This is a genomic window from Mesorhizobium sp. M6A.T.Cr.TU.014.01.1.1, assembly GCF_004022765.1.
Classification (GTDB): Bacteria; Pseudomonadota; Alphaproteobacteria; order Rhizobiales; family Rhizobiaceae; genus Mesorhizobium; species Mesorhizobium mediterraneum.
On the sequence record NZ_RZPG01000007.1, the window covers coordinates 13,706 to 29,610 of the forward strand.

At 64.9% G+C, this 15,905-nt stretch carries 15 protein-coding genes; 9 read left to right on the plus strand and 6 right to left on the minus strand.

From position 1 onward, the window contains the following. Nucleotide 1 precedes the first annotated feature (1 nt). Nucleotides 2-1,876: an ABC transporter ATP-binding protein gene (locus EN885_RS09725; RefSeq protein WP_128241939.1), complete on the minus strand. Its 1,875-nt coding sequence runs from the start codon at nt 1,874-1,876 to the stop codon at nt 2-4. A 29-nt stretch (nt 1,877-1,905) separates the two neighbouring features. Beyond that, the gene (locus EN885_RS09730) at nt 1,906-2,331 is read right to left on the minus strand and encodes a hypothetical protein (RefSeq protein WP_127293174.1); all 426 of its coding nucleotides are present in this window, start codon (nt 2,329-2,331) and stop codon (nt 1,906-1,908) included. 422 nt (nt 2,332-2,753) lie between these two features. Between EN885_RS09730 and EN885_RS09735 the strand changes: the two genes are divergently transcribed. Beyond that, a complete protein-coding gene (locus EN885_RS09735) occupies nt 2,754-3,212 on the plus strand; it encodes a tRNA (cytidine(34)-2'-O)-methyltransferase (RefSeq protein ID WP_128241924.1) in 459 nt (152 codons plus the stop codon). Between the two features lie 168 nt (nt 3,213-3,380). Beyond that, nucleotides 3,381-3,827: a redox-sensitive transcriptional activator SoxR gene (soxR, locus tag EN885_RS09740; RefSeq protein ID WP_128241923.1), complete on the plus strand. Its 447-nt coding sequence runs from the start codon at nt 3,381-3,383 to the stop codon at nt 3,825-3,827. A gap of 140 nt (nt 3,828-3,967) precedes the next feature. On the opposite strand, the gene EN885_RS09745 is transcribed toward soxR, so the two are convergent. After that, nucleotides 3,968-4,225, minus strand: coding sequence for a hypothetical protein (locus EN885_RS09745; RefSeq protein ID WP_006202578.1), 258 nt, complete (start codon nt 4,223-4,225; stop codon nt 3,968-3,970). 106 nt (nt 4,226-4,331) lie between these two features. On the opposite strand from EN885_RS09745, the gene hemF reads away from it, so the two are divergent. From hemF to EN885_RS09760, 3 genes are all read left to right on the plus strand, one after another. Then, entirely contained in the window at nt 4,332-5,246 is a 915-nt protein-coding gene (gene hemF, locus EN885_RS09750) for an oxygen-dependent coproporphyrinogen oxidase (RefSeq protein WP_095484215.1), read from the plus strand. Nucleotides 5,247-5,495: 249 nt separating this feature from the next. Beyond that, nucleotides 5,496-5,756, plus strand: coding sequence for a DUF1344 domain-containing protein (locus tag EN885_RS09755; RefSeq protein WP_126105253.1), 261 nt, complete (start codon nt 5,496-5,498; stop codon nt 5,754-5,756). Nucleotides 5,757-6,133: 377 nt separating this feature from the next. Next, complete coding sequence (locus EN885_RS09760) at nt 6,134-6,319, plus strand: DUF1059 domain-containing protein (RefSeq protein ID WP_023799945.1); 186 nt, start codon at nt 6,134-6,136, stop codon at nt 6,317-6,319. Between the two features lie 5 nt (nt 6,320-6,324). On the opposite strand, the gene EN885_RS09765 is transcribed toward EN885_RS09760, so the two are convergent. From EN885_RS09765 to EN885_RS09775, 3 genes are read right to left on the minus strand one after another with little or no spacing between them, the layout of a single operon-like run. After that, the gene (locus tag EN885_RS09765; protein ID WP_128241922.1) at nt 6,325-7,581 is read right to left on the minus strand and encodes a CCA tRNA nucleotidyltransferase; all 1,257 of its coding nucleotides are present in this window, start codon (nt 7,579-7,581) and stop codon (nt 6,325-6,327) included. A gap of 8 nt (nt 7,582-7,589) precedes the next feature. Then, complete coding sequence (locus tag EN885_RS09770; RefSeq protein WP_128241938.1) at nt 7,590-8,222, minus strand: CoA pyrophosphatase; 633 nt, start codon at nt 8,220-8,222, stop codon at nt 7,590-7,592. A gap of 14 nt (nt 8,223-8,236) precedes the next feature. Beyond that, nucleotides 8,237-8,866 (minus strand): DUF1285 domain-containing protein, encoded by a 630-nt coding sequence (locus tag EN885_RS09775; RefSeq protein WP_128241937.1) that lies wholly within the window; start codon nt 8,864-8,866, stop codon nt 8,237-8,239. 146 nt (nt 8,867-9,012) lie between these two features. Between EN885_RS09775 and EN885_RS09780 the strand changes: the two genes are divergently transcribed. From EN885_RS09780 to EN885_RS09795, 4 genes are read left to right on the plus strand one after another with little or no spacing between them, the layout of a single operon-like run. Continuing rightward, nucleotides 9,013-10,017 carry a MoxR family ATPase gene (locus EN885_RS09780; protein WP_128241921.1) on the plus strand — a complete coding sequence of 335 codons (1,005 nt, stop codon included), beginning with the start codon at nt 9,013-9,015 and terminating at the stop codon, nt 10,015-10,017. After that, nucleotides 10,017-10,931 carry a DUF58 domain-containing protein gene (locus EN885_RS09785; RefSeq protein ID WP_095484211.1) on the plus strand — a complete coding sequence of 305 codons (915 nt, stop codon included), beginning with the start codon at nt 10,017-10,019 and terminating at the stop codon, nt 10,929-10,931. Before EN885_RS09780 ends, EN885_RS09785 begins: the two co-directional genes overlap by 1 nt. Beyond that, nucleotides 10,928-13,753, plus strand: coding sequence for a DUF4159 domain-containing protein (locus EN885_RS09790; protein WP_128241920.1), 2,826 nt, complete (start codon nt 10,928-10,930; stop codon nt 13,751-13,753). Before EN885_RS09785 ends, EN885_RS09790 begins: the two co-directional genes overlap by 4 nt. 3 nt (nt 13,754-13,756) lie before the next feature. Next, nucleotides 13,757-15,856: a hypothetical protein gene (locus tag EN885_RS09795; RefSeq protein ID WP_128241919.1), complete on the plus strand. Its 2,100-nt coding sequence runs from the start codon at nt 13,757-13,759 to the stop codon at nt 15,854-15,856. Nucleotides 15,857-15,905: the final 49 nt, after the last annotated feature.

Below are 15,905 nucleotides of genomic sequence, written 5' to 3' on the forward strand. Positions count from 1 at the left end.
ATCATTCTGCTGCTTGACCCTTGATCATGGCATCGTTGGCGGCGGCACCGTCGTCGAGCAGGAAGCCGCCCGATTGGCGCTGCCAAAGCTGCGCATAGAGCCCGCCGCTGGCGACGAGTTCCTCATGCGAACCTTCTTCGATGACGCGGCCCTTGTCCATGACGACGAGCCGGTCCATCGCCGCGATGGTCGAGAGCCGGTGCGCGATGGCGATGACGGTCTTGCCCTGCATGAGCCTGTAGAGGTTCTCCTGGATGGCCGCCTCGGCCTCGGAATCAAGCGCAGACGTTGCCTCGTCGAGAATGAGGATCGGCGCGTCCTTCAGCATAACGCGGGCAATGGCGATGCGTTGCCGCTGGCCGCCGGACAATTTGACCCCGCGATCGCCGACATGCGCATCGAAACCCGTGCGGCCACTGGCGTCCGAAAGCCTTGATATGAAATCAAGCGCTTCGGCGCGGCGTGCCGCTTCGATCAGCATCTCGTTGCTGGCGTCCGGCCGGCCATACAGGATGTTCTCGCGCACCGAACGATGCAGCAGCGAGGTGTCCTGGGTGACCATGCCGATCTGGGCGCGCAGCGAATCCTGCGTCACCGCCGCGATTTCCTGGCCGTCGATCAGGATCCGGCCAGTTTCGAGGTCGTAGAAGCGCAAGAGAAGGTTGACCAGCGTCGACTTGCCGGCGCCCGAGCGGCCGACGATGCCGACCTTTTCACCCGGCTTCACCGTCAGCGACAGGCTCTCGATGATGCCCTTCTGCTTGCCGTAGTGGAAGCGGATGTCCTCGAAACGGATCTCGCCCTTGGTGACGGCAATATCCTTGGCCCCGGGCCTGTCTTCGACGAGGCGCGGCAGCGAGATCGAGCTGATGCCGTCCTGCACCGTGCCGATATTTTCGAACAGGGTGGACATCTCCCACATGATCCATTGCGACATGCCCCACAGCCGAAGCACGAGGCCGATGACCAGGGCTACGGCGCCGATCGTCACCGCCTGGCCGAGCCACAGCCACAGCGAGATCGCGGTGACCGAAAACAACAGCAGCGAGTTGAGGACGTAGAGCAGGCCATAGAGCTGCGTCACCAGCCGCATCGACCGATAGACCGTATCGAGAAAGCCGGCCATCCCTTCCCGCGCGAAGGACGCCTCGCGCCGGGCATGCGAGAACAGCTTGACCGTCTGGATGTTGGAGTAGCTGTCGACGACGCGGCCGGTCATGGTCGAGCGCGCATTGGCCTGCTCCTCGCCGACCTTGCCCAATCGCGGGATGAAGTAGCGCAACAGCAAGATATAGCCGGCAAGCCAGACGGCGAGCGGTGCCGCCAGCCGCAAGTCGGCGGAGCCGACGATGAACAGCATACCGAGGAAATAGACGACGATATAATTGAGCACGTCGATGAGCTTGATGACGCACTCACGCACCGCGAGCGCGGTCTGCATCAGCTTGGTCGCGATGCGGCCGGCGAACTCGTCCTGATAGAAGCTCATCGACTGCTTGAGCAGGTAGCGATGCACCTGCCAGCGGATACGCATCGGATAATTGCCCATCAGCGTCTGCTGGTTGAGGAGCGAATGGAACCAGACCGTCGCCGGCAGCACGAACACCACGATGAAGGCCATTCCGGCGAGTTTCCAGCCCTCGGTCTGCAGGAACGTCTCGCGATTCTGCACCGACAGCCAGTCGACGATCCGGCCCATGAAGCCGAACATCCAAACCTCGGCGACGGCGATAGCCGTCACCAGCACCGCATCGAGAGCGATGTAGGGCCAGGCACCGCGCGTATAGTGCACGCAGAAGGCGATCAGCGTCTTCGGCGGCTCGACCGGCTCCTCGGCGGGGAACGGATCGAGCCTTCTTTCAAACCAGCGGAACATTGTCTTGGTACTCACATGCTTGGTTTCGCTCACGCGGCGCGGGAACGCGTAGCGTCCCGGGAGCGGGTAGCGTCATGGGATCGCGTGGCGACAAAGACCGGCGTCCCGGAATCACCCGGGCCGCCGGTCTTGCTTCGCGCAGTATAGGACGTCGCGGGCTTTTCGCCGACAGGCTCGTTCGACGATCCTGACAGCGCTCTGTCGACAACCCGGAGTTTCGCGCCTGTTTTTGCGCCAGGGCGGATCAGCCTCATGATCCGGCGCACCAGCGACGGCCGGCTGCGGTCGGGAACCGCGCGCGAGAAATCGACGTCCGGCAGCATACCGCGATGCGGACGCCGACGGGTCTCGGCGTGAACCGCCGAGGAATAGGTTTCGCCGATCAAAAGCGCCCAAGTCGCCATCCTGCGCTCGTGCAGGCTTCTTGAACCGGGAATTTTGCAGGGATCGAACATCGGTCCGTCCTCCATATGAAAATACGGGTAAAAGGGTGAATCCGGCCTGCTCGCGAGCGAATGGCCAGCGAAAGGCAGGGATTGCCCAGAGGCGTGTTCAGGTGGGGCGTTCAGCCCCTTCGACAGCTTGAAAAACATCGCAGGATTCCTTCGAAGACCGAAAAAGGTTTCGGCTAAGAATCGGTGCGATCGAAGTCTAAAAGGTCAGGAGAATCGTCGTACCGAAACCGCCGGCAGGCTGGTAAGCCCACAAGAGGGGCGCTGGATGTGCATGGTCATCATGAATTACCCCTCCATCGGTTCGGGTTGACAATGCTCGGCGTATAACCGACTTCGCAGAAAATGACCACCCGCCAGTCCAGCATTTTCCAAAACCGCGCGGCCCCTGTGGCCGATCTGCCACGGATCAAAAGGGCGTGGAAATGAACGATCGTCTCCGCATCGCGCTCTACCAGCCGGATATCGCCGGCAACACCGGGACAATCCTGCGCTTCGCGGCTTGCCTCGGTCTCGGCGTCGACATCATCGAACCGGCCGGCTTCCCGCTCTCCGACCGGGCGCTGAAACGGGCCGGCATGGATTATCTCGAAATGGCGGCGCTGACCCGGCATGTCGACTGGAACGCCTTCGAGTACTGGCGCCAAGGCGAAGCGCGGCGGCTGGTGCTGCTGTCGACCAGAGCCGCGACCGCCTACACGGATTTCGTCTTCGCCGACGATGACGTCCTTCTGTTCGGCCGCGAATCCGCAGGCGTGCCGGATTCTGTTCACGAGGCGGCGGACGCGCGACTGATCATACCGATGCAAGGCGCCGCGCGCAGCATCAACGTCGCGCTCTCCGTCGCCATGGTGACCGGCGAGGCGATCCGGCAACTCGGATAGGATTCGAATATCCTCAGTGGGCGCAACGTTTATCGCCGCTTTCTGGCCGACGACCACACCCTCTCTTGTCATTCTCACCCAGGCGCACATCGCCTTCTCCTGCGTTTGCATATCAAGGGTTTCTTCGTTACAAGCTCAACTTAACTTGAGGTCAAGCGGAAAATTCGAATGGCTGCGGTGACGGAATTGACGGTCGGCCAGGTGGCGACGCGAAGCGGGGTGGCGGTATCGGCGCTGCATTTCTATGAGGCGCGCGGACTGATCCGCAGCCACCGCACATCAGGCAACCAGCGGCGCTACTGCCGCGACGTGCTGAGACGTGTGGCGATCATCAGGATCGCGCAGGAGGTCGGCATATCGCTGGCCGAGATTGGTGCTGCACTTGAATCGCTGCCTGAAGGCCGCACACCGACGCGCGAGGACTGGAACTTGCTTTCAACGGCCTGGCGCGACCAGCTCGATCAGAAGATTGCCCAGCTGAAAAAGCTGCGTGACGGGCTGACCGACTGTATCGGCTGCGGCTGCATGTCGATCGACAAGTGCCCGCTGAGGAACAAGGAAGACCGATTGAGCGCCCAAGGGCCGGGCGCAAGGCGGTTGTTGGTCGCGCGCTAGGGTGTATTGAGATTCAGGTCAGGCCGAGTCGAAAACGGTGGTTTCCGAGAACCGGAGCGGAGCGTACTTTTGGTGCGTGAGCACCGGAAGCGCAGGAACCCGCCGTTTGCAGGCCGGCATCACCTGAATATCAACACACCCTAGTCCGCCGCCGGCAATCGCCTGATGGTGAATTCGATGACGTCGCCCGGCCGCTCGAACCAGCTTTCGATCTCGGTCCAGTAGGCCTGCTTGGGAAAGCGCTCGAACCACTCCTTCGCCTTGAGCCGCGCATCGGAGCGTGGCAGCACGAAGGTCTCGCGCAGGAACCCGTCGCGCGGCATGCGCTCGCGCTCGGCGCGCGAACGGTCGAGCCTCTTCTTCAGGCCATCCAGCGGCGGTCTTGCCGGAGTGCGCACGAAAGAACTCCATTCACACTTGACCCTTGCACCCAACAGATTAGGGATCGCGGCCGGAAAAGACGAGTCATTTGTCGGGGTGCGCCCCCGCAACCGGAGACGGCATTTGCAACGACCCGAAATACCGGCGGGGCTGCCGGCCGACATCGAGCAGAAGAAGATGAAGGCGCGGCTGTGGTTCGAGACGTTGCGCGAGCGCATCTGCGCCGCATTCGAGCAGATCGAGCAGGACCTGCAGGGACCGCAGACCTCATGGTCGCCCGGTCGCTTCGAAAAGACGCAGTGGGAGCGTGATGCCGGCAAGGGCGGCGGCGGCATCATGTCGATGATGCGTGGCCGCGTCTTCGAGAAGGTCGGGGTCCACACCTCCACCGTCTATGGCGAGTTCTCGCCGGAGTTCAGGAAGCAGATGCCGGGCGCCGAGGAGGACCCGCGCTTCTGGGCGAGCGGCATTTCGCTGATCGCGCACCCGTGGAACCCCAACGTGCCGGCCGTGCATATGAACACGCGCATGGTCGTCACCTCGCGCCAGTGGTTCGGCGGCGGCGCCGACCTGACGCCGGTGCTCGACCGTCGCCGCACACAGGAAGACCCGGACACGGTTGCCTTCCATCGTGCCATGCAGTTCGCCTGCGAGAAGCATCCGGCGGTGGCCGACCACGCGAAATTCAGGGCTTGGTGCGACGAGTATTTCTATCTCCCGCACCGCAACGAACCGCGCGGCACCGGCGGCATCTTCTTCGACTGGCTGCATTCGGACGAGGACAGAGGCGGCTGGAACGCCGATTTCAACTTCGTCCAGGATGTCGGGCGCGCTTTTCTCGTCGTTTACGGACATCTGGTGCGGGCCAATTTCAACGACAACTGGACCGACGGCGACCGCGACGAACAGCTGATCCGCCGTGGCCGCTACGTCGAATTCAACTTGCTTCACGATCGCGGCACCATCTTCGGGCTGAAGACAGGCGGCAACGTCGCCTCGATCCTGTCCAGTCTGCCGCCAGAGGTGAAATGGCCGTAAAATCTCGGTGAGTTGGACGTGAGCCGCAATCAGGTCCAAATCGCCTGATTTTGGCGGCGAATGTGGCGCACAGGATATCTTTTTCGTCTAATATCCCTTTGAAAAAACAGGACTATTTTTCGTTTCCGGGCCGGGAAACGCCGGCGGTTCTCGCCTCCTCTAGAACCGCGACCCGACGCTACCGGACGGCCCATAATTGAGTGGGGCACCTCCCCAATCAGGTGCCCTCATTTTCCAGGAGAGCATGCCATGCGCAAGCTTATTATGTCGGCTGCGGCTGCTGCCGTTCTTGCCTCTGGTGGCGCTGCCTTCGCGGCGGTCAAGCACACCACGGGCACGGTCAAGACCTATGATGGAACGGCCATGAGCCTTGTTCTGGATGACGGATCTACCTTTACGCTGCCCAAGGCCTTCAAGGATCCTGGCCTGAAGGCCGGCGAAAAGGTCCGCGTTTCGTGGGACATGAGCGGCAACAACAAAATTGCCGAGGCAGTCAGGATCGTGAAGTGACGGCCTGCCCGCTGGAGCAAGATGACGTCTTGCTCCGAGAGCAAGACACAGTCTTGTCTCTGGGGTAGCGTAAGAGGGCGGAGCAGCGCTGCTCCGCCTTTTCGGTCTTTCGCGCATGACCCCGAAAACCGAATTGGTTTTCGGAAAGGATCATGCGCAGATAACAAATAATGTTAGAGCGTCTTTTGCGCGTCCTCCGGACGCGCGGCCCTCTAACGCAACCAAAACCAGTCGATCGTGTTATGCTTGCTCGGCCAGCGCATGACCCGAATACCGATACCGGTTTTCGACAGGGATCATGCGTCGATCAAAGGTGCTGGAGCTTCCGTGCCCAAGCAAATGCGCGGAGTTCCGAGGAGGAAAAGGGAGAAAATCCGATGAAGGAATTCCACTGCGGCTCGCTCGTTCCGGGTTGTGACTGGCATACGCGCGCCGACGAGGAAGCCGAGATCATGCGTCGCGCGGTCGAGCACATGCGTGAGACGCATGGCGAGACGATCATCCGCGAGACGATGATCGAAGCGATCCGTTCACGCATCGAAAAGGCCCGCGACGCGGCCTGATTTACCTAATTTTCGAGTGCTTCTGCGGCGCGCTCGAGGAGCGCGCCGCGATCCAGCGCAAAGCCGGACTCGATCCACTCGTTTTCGAGGTTTTTCAAGATTGCGCCGAGTTTCGGCCCGGGCGACGCGCCAAGCGTCGTCAGATCGGCGCCCTTGAGCGGAAAGTCGGGCTTTTTCCATTTTCCGGCGAAGGCCAGCAGGCGCGAGAAGCCGCCGGCTTCGAGCAACGCGTCATTGTCCTCGACCGCGCGGGCTCGAGCCGAAGCGAGCGACAGCCGCAAACGATCGACAAAGCCCTGACGATCACCACGATAGAGCCGTTTTGCGAGTTCCACTTCGGTCGTCTTAGGCGCGACAGGCGCTGTCAGCGTCCACTGCCTGAGACGGACGGCTTCGCTGACGGAGAATCTCAGCCGCTCAGCCAGCGTCTTCATCCGCGCGACATCCGGCGGCACGATCGCTTCCAGCCTGAGCAGCGGGTCCGGCGTCCAGCCCAGATCTTTCTCGGTCCTGGTCAGCGCATGGATCGCATCGATGCCCCATTTCTCGCTCTCCGGCAGAACGCTGGTGAGCACGCTGGCCTGGCGCATCCACAGCAAGGCGCGCGATGGATCGGGCGCTGCCAGCAGCTTTTTCAGCTCGGACCAGACGCGCTCGACCGAGAGTTGGCTGAGCCCCTCCTTGAGCCGGGCGCAAGCCTTCAGTCCTTCGGCATCGGGCCGGCCGTCGCCATACCAGGCGAAGAAGCGGAAAAAGCGCAGGATGCGCAGATAGTCCTCGCGGATGCGTGCCTCCGGATCGCCGATGAAGCGCAGCCGGCGCGCCTCGATGTCGGCGATGCCGCCGACCAGGTCGACGACGGTGCCGTCGGCCTCGGCATAGAGTGCGTTGATGGTGAAATCGCGCCGTTGCGCGTCGGCCTTCCAGTCGCGCCCGAACGACACTTTTGCCCGCCGCCCGTCGGTCTCGATGTCGGCGCGCAGCGTGGTCACCTCGAACGGCTTCCCGCCGGCGACAATCGTGATGGTGCCGTGCTCGATGCCGGTCGGCACGGCCTTGAAGCCCGCCGCCTCGGCACGGCGGATGGTTTCATCAGGCAGGCAAGTGGTGGCGATATCGACGTCGGCGACCGGCTGGCCGATGAGCGCATTGCGCACCGCGCCGCCGGCGACACGCGCCTCCTCGCCGCCATCCGCCAGCGCCGCCAGCAGGCGCTGCAGGTGCTTTTCGCCGAGCCAGTCGGCTTTGCCCGCGAGCGACATCCGGCCGCTCACGTATAGAGCCTTTCATAGAGCGTGCGAATGATGCCGGCGGTGACGCCCCAGATGCGCTGGCCGCCATAGGGCATCACGTAGAAGACCCATTCCAGGTCGTTCCACATGCGACTGTCGCGGCCATGGTTGGCCGGGTCCATCAGGAAGCGCAGCGGCACCTCGAAGACGGCGTCGACCTCCTCGGAATTCAGCGTCAGTGAAAAACCCGGCTGCACGATCCCCAACACCGGGGCGATGCGATAGCCGCTGCCGGAGACATAATCGGGCATGCGGCCGATGATCTCGATCCGGTCCTGGCCAAGACCGATCTCCTCGAACGTCTCGCGCAATGCCGCCGTCTCCGGGCTCGCGTCGGTCGGGTCGATCGTGCCGCCTGGAAAAGCCACCTGCCCCGAATGGTTGCGCAGGTTTTCCGCCCGTTTGGTCAGGAGAACTGTGGCGTCGCGTCCGTGATCGACCACCGGGATGAGCACCGCGGCATCGCGCAGGGCCTTCGCGAGCTTTAAACGCGGATGGCCGGGATTGAAGCGATGGTCGCCGTAATCGTCTGCGGCATGCGCTAGCGGCTGTGCCGCGACGCGGGCGCGAAAATCCTCGGCGGAAAACGGCACCGGCGTCACCTGATCCATCATACGCTGCCCCATCACGCGCTCAGCCGCTGCAGTTTTTCCGCCGGCATGATCGGATAGACCGCGCCCTTCGAGCGAACGGCAAACATCCTCCTGCCGCCGACCTCGATCTCTTCGCCATGCTCGACCAGTTCGTACATGACCGGCCGCGCCACCAGCGCCTCCAGCCGTCCGCGCACCAGCACATAGGGTTTCAGGCCACCGGTCGCATCCTCGTCGACGAAGCGCAGCGGATGGTCCGGCCCGGCCTCGACCACATCGCCGACATTGGTGCGGAAGGTGATGACTTGGCCATCGCCGGTGCCGCAAACGTCCATCTCGACGGCGACGAAAGGCGCATCAGCGACGCGGATGCCGACCCTTTCCACCGGCGTCACCAGATAAGTCTTGCCGTCTTCGTCCTTGCGCAGCACGGAGGAAAACAGCTGCACCAGCGGCATGCGGCCGATCGGTGTGCCCAGGTAGAACCAAGTGCCGTCCTGTCTGATCTCCATGTCGAGATCGCCGCAAAAGGCCGGATTCCAGCGCTCCACCGGCGCCGGCCCCTTACCCGCGCGGGCGGCACGTGAGATCAGCGCCTCCAGTCCGCGCGCCTCAGCGACGGCCGTCAAACTCTCTTCACGATCCTCGGCGCGTTCTGTCATGGTCACGAAATAGTCACTGTTGTTCCGCTTGTCAGCCTAAGTCTGTGATTTAAGTTCAAAGACAGGCGCCATGCGAGGCCGAATCGCGGCATTCTGCGGCGTCGAAGGTGCAAGCCGGTATTTCCAACGAGAAGGATCGATGCTGCATGAGCGTGATGATCAAGGAAAGCCCGATCAGCGAAAAGGATATGATCGACCAGGCCGAGACGGCGCTGGCCGACATTTCCAGGGTTCGCGATGGCGTCGGCCGCGTCATCTTCGGCCAGGAAAGCGTTGTCGAACGGACGCTGGTGGCGCTGCTGGCCGGCGGCCATGCGCTGCTAGTCGGCGTGCCCGGCCTCGCCAAGACCAAGCTGGTCGAAACGCTGGGCATCGTCCTCGGCCTCGATTCCCGCCGCATCCAGTTCACGCCCGACCTGATGCCGTCCGACATTCTCGGCTCCGAGGTGATGGAGCAGGACGAATTCGGCAAGCGTTCCTTCCGCTTCATCTCCGGGCCGATCTTCGCGCAACTGCTGATGGCCGACGAGATCAACCGCGCCTCGCCGCGCACCCAGTCGGCGCTGCTGCAGTCGATGCAGGAGTACCACGTCACCATCGCCGGTGCTCGCCACGACCTGCCGGCGCCCTTCCACGTGCTGGCGACGCAGAACCCGCTGGAGCAGGAGGGCACCTATCCGCTGCCCGAGGCACAGCTCGACCGCTTCCTGATGCAGGTCGATATCCTCTATCCGGAAATCGAGGCGGAGCGCCGCATCCTTCTGGAAACCACCGGCATCGAGGACGCCAAGGCGCAGAACGTGCTGCAGCCGGCGCGGCTGAAGGAGATCCAGACCCTGATCCGCCGCATGCCGGTGCCGGAAAGCGTCGTCGAGGCGATCCTCCAGCTGGTGCGCTCGGCGCGCCCCGGCCAGGGCAATGCCGAGACCGACAAGCACGTCGCCTGGGGCCCGGGCCCGCGCGCCAGCCAGGCGCTGACACTGTGCGCCCGCGCACGCGCCCTCTACGACGGACGGCTGGCGCCGTCGGTCGACGATATCAGAGCGCTGGCCGAGCCGGTGCTGCAGCACCGCATGGCGCTGACCTTTGCCGCCCGTGCCGAAGGCACGACGGTGCGCGACGTGGTGGCGAAACTGGCAAAAGGCATCTGATGGCGCGTATAGGCGAGGCCCAGGCACCGGCAGCGACGCGTGACGCGCTCGCCCGCGGCCGGTTGCGGGCGTCGCTGGTCCCTGACCTGCTGGTCGAGGCGCGCCGCATCGTCAACACGGTGATCGCCGGCTGGCACGGCCGCCGCAAGCGCGGCATCGGCGAGAATTTCTGGCAGTTCCGGCCCTATGTCGAAGGCGATTCCTCACGTATCGACTGGCGCCGCTCGGCCCGTGACGATCACATCTATGTGCGCGACCGCGAATGGGAAGCGGCCCATACGGTGTGGCTGTGGGCAGATCCCTCGCCCTCAATGCTCTACAAATCGACCGGAGCCACCGTCTCGAAGGAATCCCGCGCGCTGGTGCTGGCGCTGGCCATGGCCGAGCTTCTGTCGCGCAGCGGCGAGCGTATCGCCTGGCCCGGGCTGACCGATCCGTTCACCGCCCGCAACGGCGCCGAGCGTATCGCGGCGCAACTCACCCATGCCGGCGAATTGCCGGCAAAGCCCGACCTGTCCGGCATTCGCCGCTTCTGCGACATCGTCATCGTCAGCGATTTCCTCGATCCGGTCGAGGACACCATCGCTTGGCTCGACGTGCTCGCCCGCCACGGCGTGCGTGCCCATCTGATCGAGGTCGCCGACCCGGCCGAGGAGAGATTTCCTTATGCCGGTCGCACCGAATTCACCGATCCCGAGACCGGCGACAAGCTGACCGCCGGCCGCGCCGAAACGCTGGGCGATGAATACCGCCTGCTTTACATCGCCCGCCGCCAGGAGCTGACCGACTGGTGCAAGCGGCTCGGCTGGAGCTTCACGGTCAACCACACCGATCGCCTCGCCTCCGACGCGCTGGTGCGTGTCCATATGGCGATGACTGTCGATGGCAGCTCAGCCGGGAGGATCCGCGCATGAGCTGGCTGCCGCTCTCCTTCGGGGCGCCGATGGTGCTGTGGGGCCTTCTGGCGCTGCCGGTGATCTGGTGGCTTTTGCGGTTCACCCCGCCCAAGCCGCAGACCGAGATATTCCCACCGCTGAAGATCCTGGCCCGGGTGCTGAAGCGCGAGGAGACGCCGCAACAGAGCCCATGGTGGCTGACGCTGCTCAGGCTGCTGATGGCGGCCCTTATCGTTGCGGCGCTGGCCGAACCTGTCTTCAACCCGCGTGAAAAACTGCCGGCCGAAGGCGCCGCCCTTGCGCTGGTGATCGACAATGACTGGGCAAGTGCCGCCGACTGGGGCCAGCGCGTCGCCACTGCCGAACGGCTGATCGCCGATGCCAGCTCCAACGAGGTGCCTGTCATCATCGCCTTCACCGCCGAAAAGCCGAATGCCGAGATCGGCCCCTTCGACGCCGCCGCCGCGCTCGACCGGCTGCGCGCGGCAAAGCCGAGGCCGATCCCGACCGACCGCCCTGCCGTCTACGCCCGCGTCGCGGCAACCCTGGAGAGCTTGCCGGGCGCCAGCGTCGCCGTGCTCGCCGACGGTCTGGCAGCGGAAGGTGACGAGGCCGCCTTCAACACGCTTTTGTCGAAGAACGCCGCCCGTGTCGTCTGGGCCGTTTCCGACCGGCCTGCCTTGATCGGCCTGACCGGCGCCGACAACCAGGTGGACGGCTTCGAGCTGACCGCCATCCGCGCGCCGGGCGATCCGGCGCCGGCTCAGGTGACCGCCGGCGCCTTTGACGATAAGGGCCGCCGCATCGCCGACGCCACGCTGACCTTCTCGCCGGGCCAATCCACCGCCACCGGCACGATGGCGGTGCCGTTCGAGCTGCGCAACGACTTCGCCTCGATCGCGCTCGACGGCCAGCGGCAGGCCGGCGCCGTACGCGTGCTCGACGAGAATTCCAAGCGCCGCCGCGTCGGGCTGCTGTCGCAGGCCGAGGCCGACCAGGCGCAGCCGCTTCTGTCGCCGCTCTACTATATCAGACGCGCGCTGCAGCCCTTCGCCGATCTGGCTGAGCCGTCGAGCGCCGATCTCGCCGACGCCATCCCGCAGCTTCTCGACCAGAAGCCGGCGATGATCGTCATGGCCGATGTCGGCACCATTCCGGAGCAGGTGCGGCAAAGGCTGGTCGACTGGGTCGACAATGGCGGCACGCTGGTGCGGTTCGCCGGCTCGCGGCTGGTCGCCGCCGGCAATGACGACGATCTGCTGCCGGTCAGGCTGCGCACCGGCGAGCGCTCGCTCGGCGGCGCGCTGTCGTGGACGACGCCGCAGGCGGTCACCGATTTTCCGAAGACCGGTCCCTTCGCCGACCTCGCTCCGCCCGCCGAGGTCACCGTCACCAGGCAGGTGCTGGCTGAGCCGACGCCCGATATCGTCGAGCGCACCTGGGCCACGCTTGCCGACGGCACGCCACTGGTGACCGGAATGAAGAAGGGCAAGGGCACGCTCGTCCTGTTCCATGTCACGCCGGAGGCGACCTGGTCGAACCTGCCGATCTCCGGCAGCTTCGTCGAGATGCTGCGCCGCATCGTGCAACTGTCGCGCAACCAGGGTGCGGCGGTCGCCAATGCCGAGGCCGCCGCCACTTCGCTGGCGCCCTACCGCATGATATCGGCCGACGGCACGCTGGTGCCGCCGACGCCGGATGCAAGGCCGCTGGTGCCGGGTGCCGGCCCGCTGCCGGTGACGTTCGAGAACCCGCCCGGCCTGTACGGCTCCGAAACCGGCGTCTTCGCCCACAATCTGCTCAATGCCGAAAGCAGCTTCGCGCCGCTGGTCCGTCCTCAGATCACCGTGCCGGTCACCACCATCCAGTACGCTTTCGACGAATCGCACAATTTGAAAGGCCCACTGGTGGCGGCGGCGCTGTTGCTGATGGTGCTCGACACGCTGGCCGTGTTCTGGATGGGCGGCCTGTTCTCGCGCCGGCCGCGCCGCGCCAGCACTGCTGCCGCAACCACCGCCGCCCTGCTGATTGCGCTCGGCGCCCTGGGCGGCCACACCGACATCGCCCGCGCCGACGATGCCAAACCGGGCGATGACCGGGCGATCGAGGACATTTCGAAGACCCGGATCGCCTATGTGCAGACCGGCGAACAGAGCGTCGATTCGATCAGCCGGGCCGGGCTGGAGGGCCTGACCCGCTTCCTGATCGAGAAGACCGCGCTCGAGCCGGGCGCGCCGGCCAGCGTCGATATCTCGAAGGACCAGCTGTCCTTCTATCCGCTGATCTACTGGCCGATCGACCCTGCCGCGCCGATGCCGAGCCAGGCCGCGATCGCCCGCGTCGACGCCTATATGCAGCAGGGCGGCACGGTGCTGTTCGACACGCGCGACCAGTTCGCCACCGGCATCGGCGCGGATTCGGCCAGCCCGGCGACGGAGCGGCTGCGCGACATCCTCGGCAACCTCAACGTGCCGCCGCTGGAACCGGTGCCGTCGGACCATGTGCTGACCAAATCCTTCTACATCCTGCCTGAGTTTCCCGGACGCTTCGCCGGCAGCCCGCTCTGGGTCGCGGCGTCGCTCGAAGCCAGCAACACCGAGAACCGCCCGGTGCGCACCGGCGACGGCGTCTCGCCGATCATGATCACCGCCAATGATTTCGCCGGCGCCTGGGCGGTCGACGAGAATGGCGACCCGCTTTTGCCGACCGTGCCGTCGGACCCGATGCAGCGCATTTACGCGCTGCGCGCCGGGGTCAACATCATGATGTACATGCTGACCGGCAATTACAAATCCGATCAGGTGCATGTGCCGGTGCTGCTCGAACGGCTGGGGCAGTAAGCCATGAATTGGTCGCTCGCCTTCGAACCGCTCATTTCCTGGCCGCTGCTTGGCTTGGTGCTGGCGCCGCTGTTGCTGCTGGCACTGGTCGGCCTGTGGTTTCGCCAGCGCGGCGCGGTCTTCCGTTTCGCCGCCCTGCTCGCGCTGGGTGCGGCCCTGCTCAACCCTGTGGCCCTCGACGAGGAGCGCGAGGCGCTGAAAAGCGTCGTCGCCGTCGTCGTCGACCGCAGCCAGAGCCAGGACATTGGCGAACGCACCAAGCAGACCGACGAGGCGCTGGCCGGGCTTCAGCAGCGCCTCGGCCGCTTCAAGCAGTTCGACGTCCGCGTTGTTGAGGCCGGCAAGTCGGAAGCCGCCGAGGAGCGCACTGAAACGCGGCTTTTCGGTGCGCTTGAAAGCGCTTTCCGCGACGTGCCGCCTTCGCGCATCGGCGGCGCCATCATGATCACCGATGGCGAGGTGCATGACGCCCCCGCCGGCACACCCGACTTCCACGCCCCGCTGCACGCGCTGATCACCGGCAACGACCAGGAAAAGGATCGCCGCATCCGCTTCGAGAATGCGCCGCGCTTCGGTCTGGTCGGCAAGCCGCTCGAAATGACCTATCGCGTCATCGGCACCAACAATGAGGCCGGCTCGGTCGATGTGCGCGTGTCGGTCAATGGCGAGCAGGTTTCGGTCGAGCGCGCCACCATCGGCCAGGCCATGCCGCTGCAGGTGACCATTCCCGGCGCCGGCCGCAACATCGTCGAACTCGCCATCGATCCCGAGCCCGGCGAACTCACCGACACCAACAACCGCGCCATCGCGCTGATCGACGGCATCCGCGAGAATTTGCGCGTGCTGCTGGTCTCCGGCGAGCCGCATGCCGGCGAGCGCACCTGGCGCAATTTGCTGAAGTCCGACGCTTCGGTCGATCTGGTCCACTTCACCATTCTGCGGCCGCCGGAGAAGCAGGACGGCACGCCGATCAACGAATTGTCGCTGATCGCGTTTCCGACGCGCGAGCTGTTCGTCGAGAAGATCAAGGATTTCGACCTGATCATCTTCGACCGCTACCAGCACCGCGACGTGCTGCCGATCCTCTATTACGACTACATCGCCGAATATGTCGAGAAAGGCGGCGCGCTGCTGATCGCGGCAGGGCCCGAATATGCCGGTGAAAGCTCGATCGCCCGCACGCCTTTGATGTCGGCGCTGCCGGCGATGCCGACCGGCGAAGTTGTCGACAAGGCGTTCTATCCACGCCTCACCGAGCTCGGCCAGCGCCATCCGGTGACGCGCGGACTCGACGGCTCCGCCACCGAGCCGCCGCACTGGAGCCGCTGGTTCCGCACCATCGGCGTCGAGAACCCCGAGGGCGAGGCGGTGATGAAGGGCGCGGACAACCGTCCGCTGCTCCTGCTCGACCGCAAGGGCGAAGGCCGCGTCGGCATGTTTCTGTCCGACCAGGGCTGGCTGTGGGCGCGCGGCTTCGAGGGCGGCGGCCCGCATGTCCAGCTCTATCGCCGCATCGCCCATTGGCTGATGAAGGAGCCCGAGCTCGAGGAAGAGCGGCTGACCGCCGACGGCCGCGGCATGATGCTGGAAATCCGCCGCCAGACAATGAGCGACGACCCCGGCCCGGCGCAAATCATCACCCCGTCCGGCAAGGCGCTGACCGTCAAGCTCGAGAGGGCCGAGCCCGGCGTCTTCCTGGGCAGCATCGAGACCAATGAGATCGGCCTCTACCAGGTCGGCAATGGCGACCTGAAGGCGCTTGCCCATGTCGGCCCGGTCAATGCGCCTGAATTCACCGACGTCGTCTCCACCGAGGGCCGGCTGAAAGCGCCGGCCGAGGCCACCGGCGGCAGCGTGCGCCGGCTGGCGCCATCATCGGCGCTTGGGTCGACCGTCGGCAACCTCACAGGCGGAGTGACGCTGCCCTCGGTCGTCCCGGTCCGCGCTTCGGGCGCCGCGAGCGGCAACGACTGGATCGGCCTGCGCACCACCGACGACAGCGTGCTGAAGGCGGTCTCGCGCGTGCCGCTGTTCGGCGGATTCCTCGGCCTCGGCCTGCTGCTTCTGGCATTGGGCTCGATGTGGTACCGCGAAGGGCGGTAGCGCAGCGTTTTATCCTTCTCCCCTTGTGGGAGAAGGTGGATTGGCGCGT

Bases quoted from the DNA above. Each gene is read 5' to 3' on its own strand.
- EN885_RS09725 (WP_128241939.1), bottom strand. From the start codon at position 1,876: ATGTTCCGCTGGTTTGAAAGAAGGCTCGATCCGTTCCCCGCCGAGGAG.
- EN885_RS09730 (WP_127293174.1), bottom strand. From the start codon at position 2,331: ATGTTCGATCCCTGCAAAATTCCCGGTTCAAGAAGCCTGCACGAGCGC.
- EN885_RS09735 (WP_128241924.1), top strand. From the start codon at position 2,754: ATGAACGATCGTCTCCGCATCGCGCTCTACCAGCCGGATATCGCCGGC.
- soxR (WP_128241923.1), top strand. From the start codon at position 3,381: ATGGCTGCGGTGACGGAATTGACGGTCGGCCAGGTGGCGACGCGAAGC.
- EN885_RS09755 (WP_126105253.1), top strand. From the start codon at position 5,496: ATGCGCAAGCTTATTATGTCGGCTGCGGCTGCTGCCGTTCTTGCCTCT.
- EN885_RS09760 (WP_023799945.1), top strand. From the start codon at position 6,134: ATGAAGGAATTCCACTGCGGCTCGCTCGTTCCGGGTTGTGACTGGCAT.
- EN885_RS09765 (WP_128241922.1), bottom strand. From the start codon at position 7,581: ATGTCGCTCGCGGGCAAAGCCGACTGGCTCGGCGAAAAGCACCTGCAG.
- EN885_RS09770 (WP_128241938.1), bottom strand. From the start codon at position 8,222: ATGGATCAGGTGACGCCGGTGCCGTTTTCCGCCGAGGATTTTCGCGCC.
- EN885_RS09775 (WP_128241937.1), bottom strand. From the start codon at position 8,866: ATGACAGAACGCGCCGAGGATCGTGAAGAGAGTTTGACGGCCGTCGCT.
- EN885_RS09780 (WP_128241921.1), top strand. From the start codon at position 9,013: ATGAGCGTGATGATCAAGGAAAGCCCGATCAGCGAAAAGGATATGATC.
- EN885_RS09785 (WP_095484211.1), top strand. From the start codon at position 10,017: ATGGCGCGTATAGGCGAGGCCCAGGCACCGGCAGCGACGCGTGACGCG.
- EN885_RS09790 (WP_128241920.1), top strand. From the start codon at position 10,928: ATGAGCTGGCTGCCGCTCTCCTTCGGGGCGCCGATGGTGCTGTGGGGC.
- EN885_RS09795 (WP_128241919.1), top strand. From the start codon at position 13,757: ATGAATTGGTCGCTCGCCTTCGAACCGCTCATTTCCTGGCCGCTGCTT.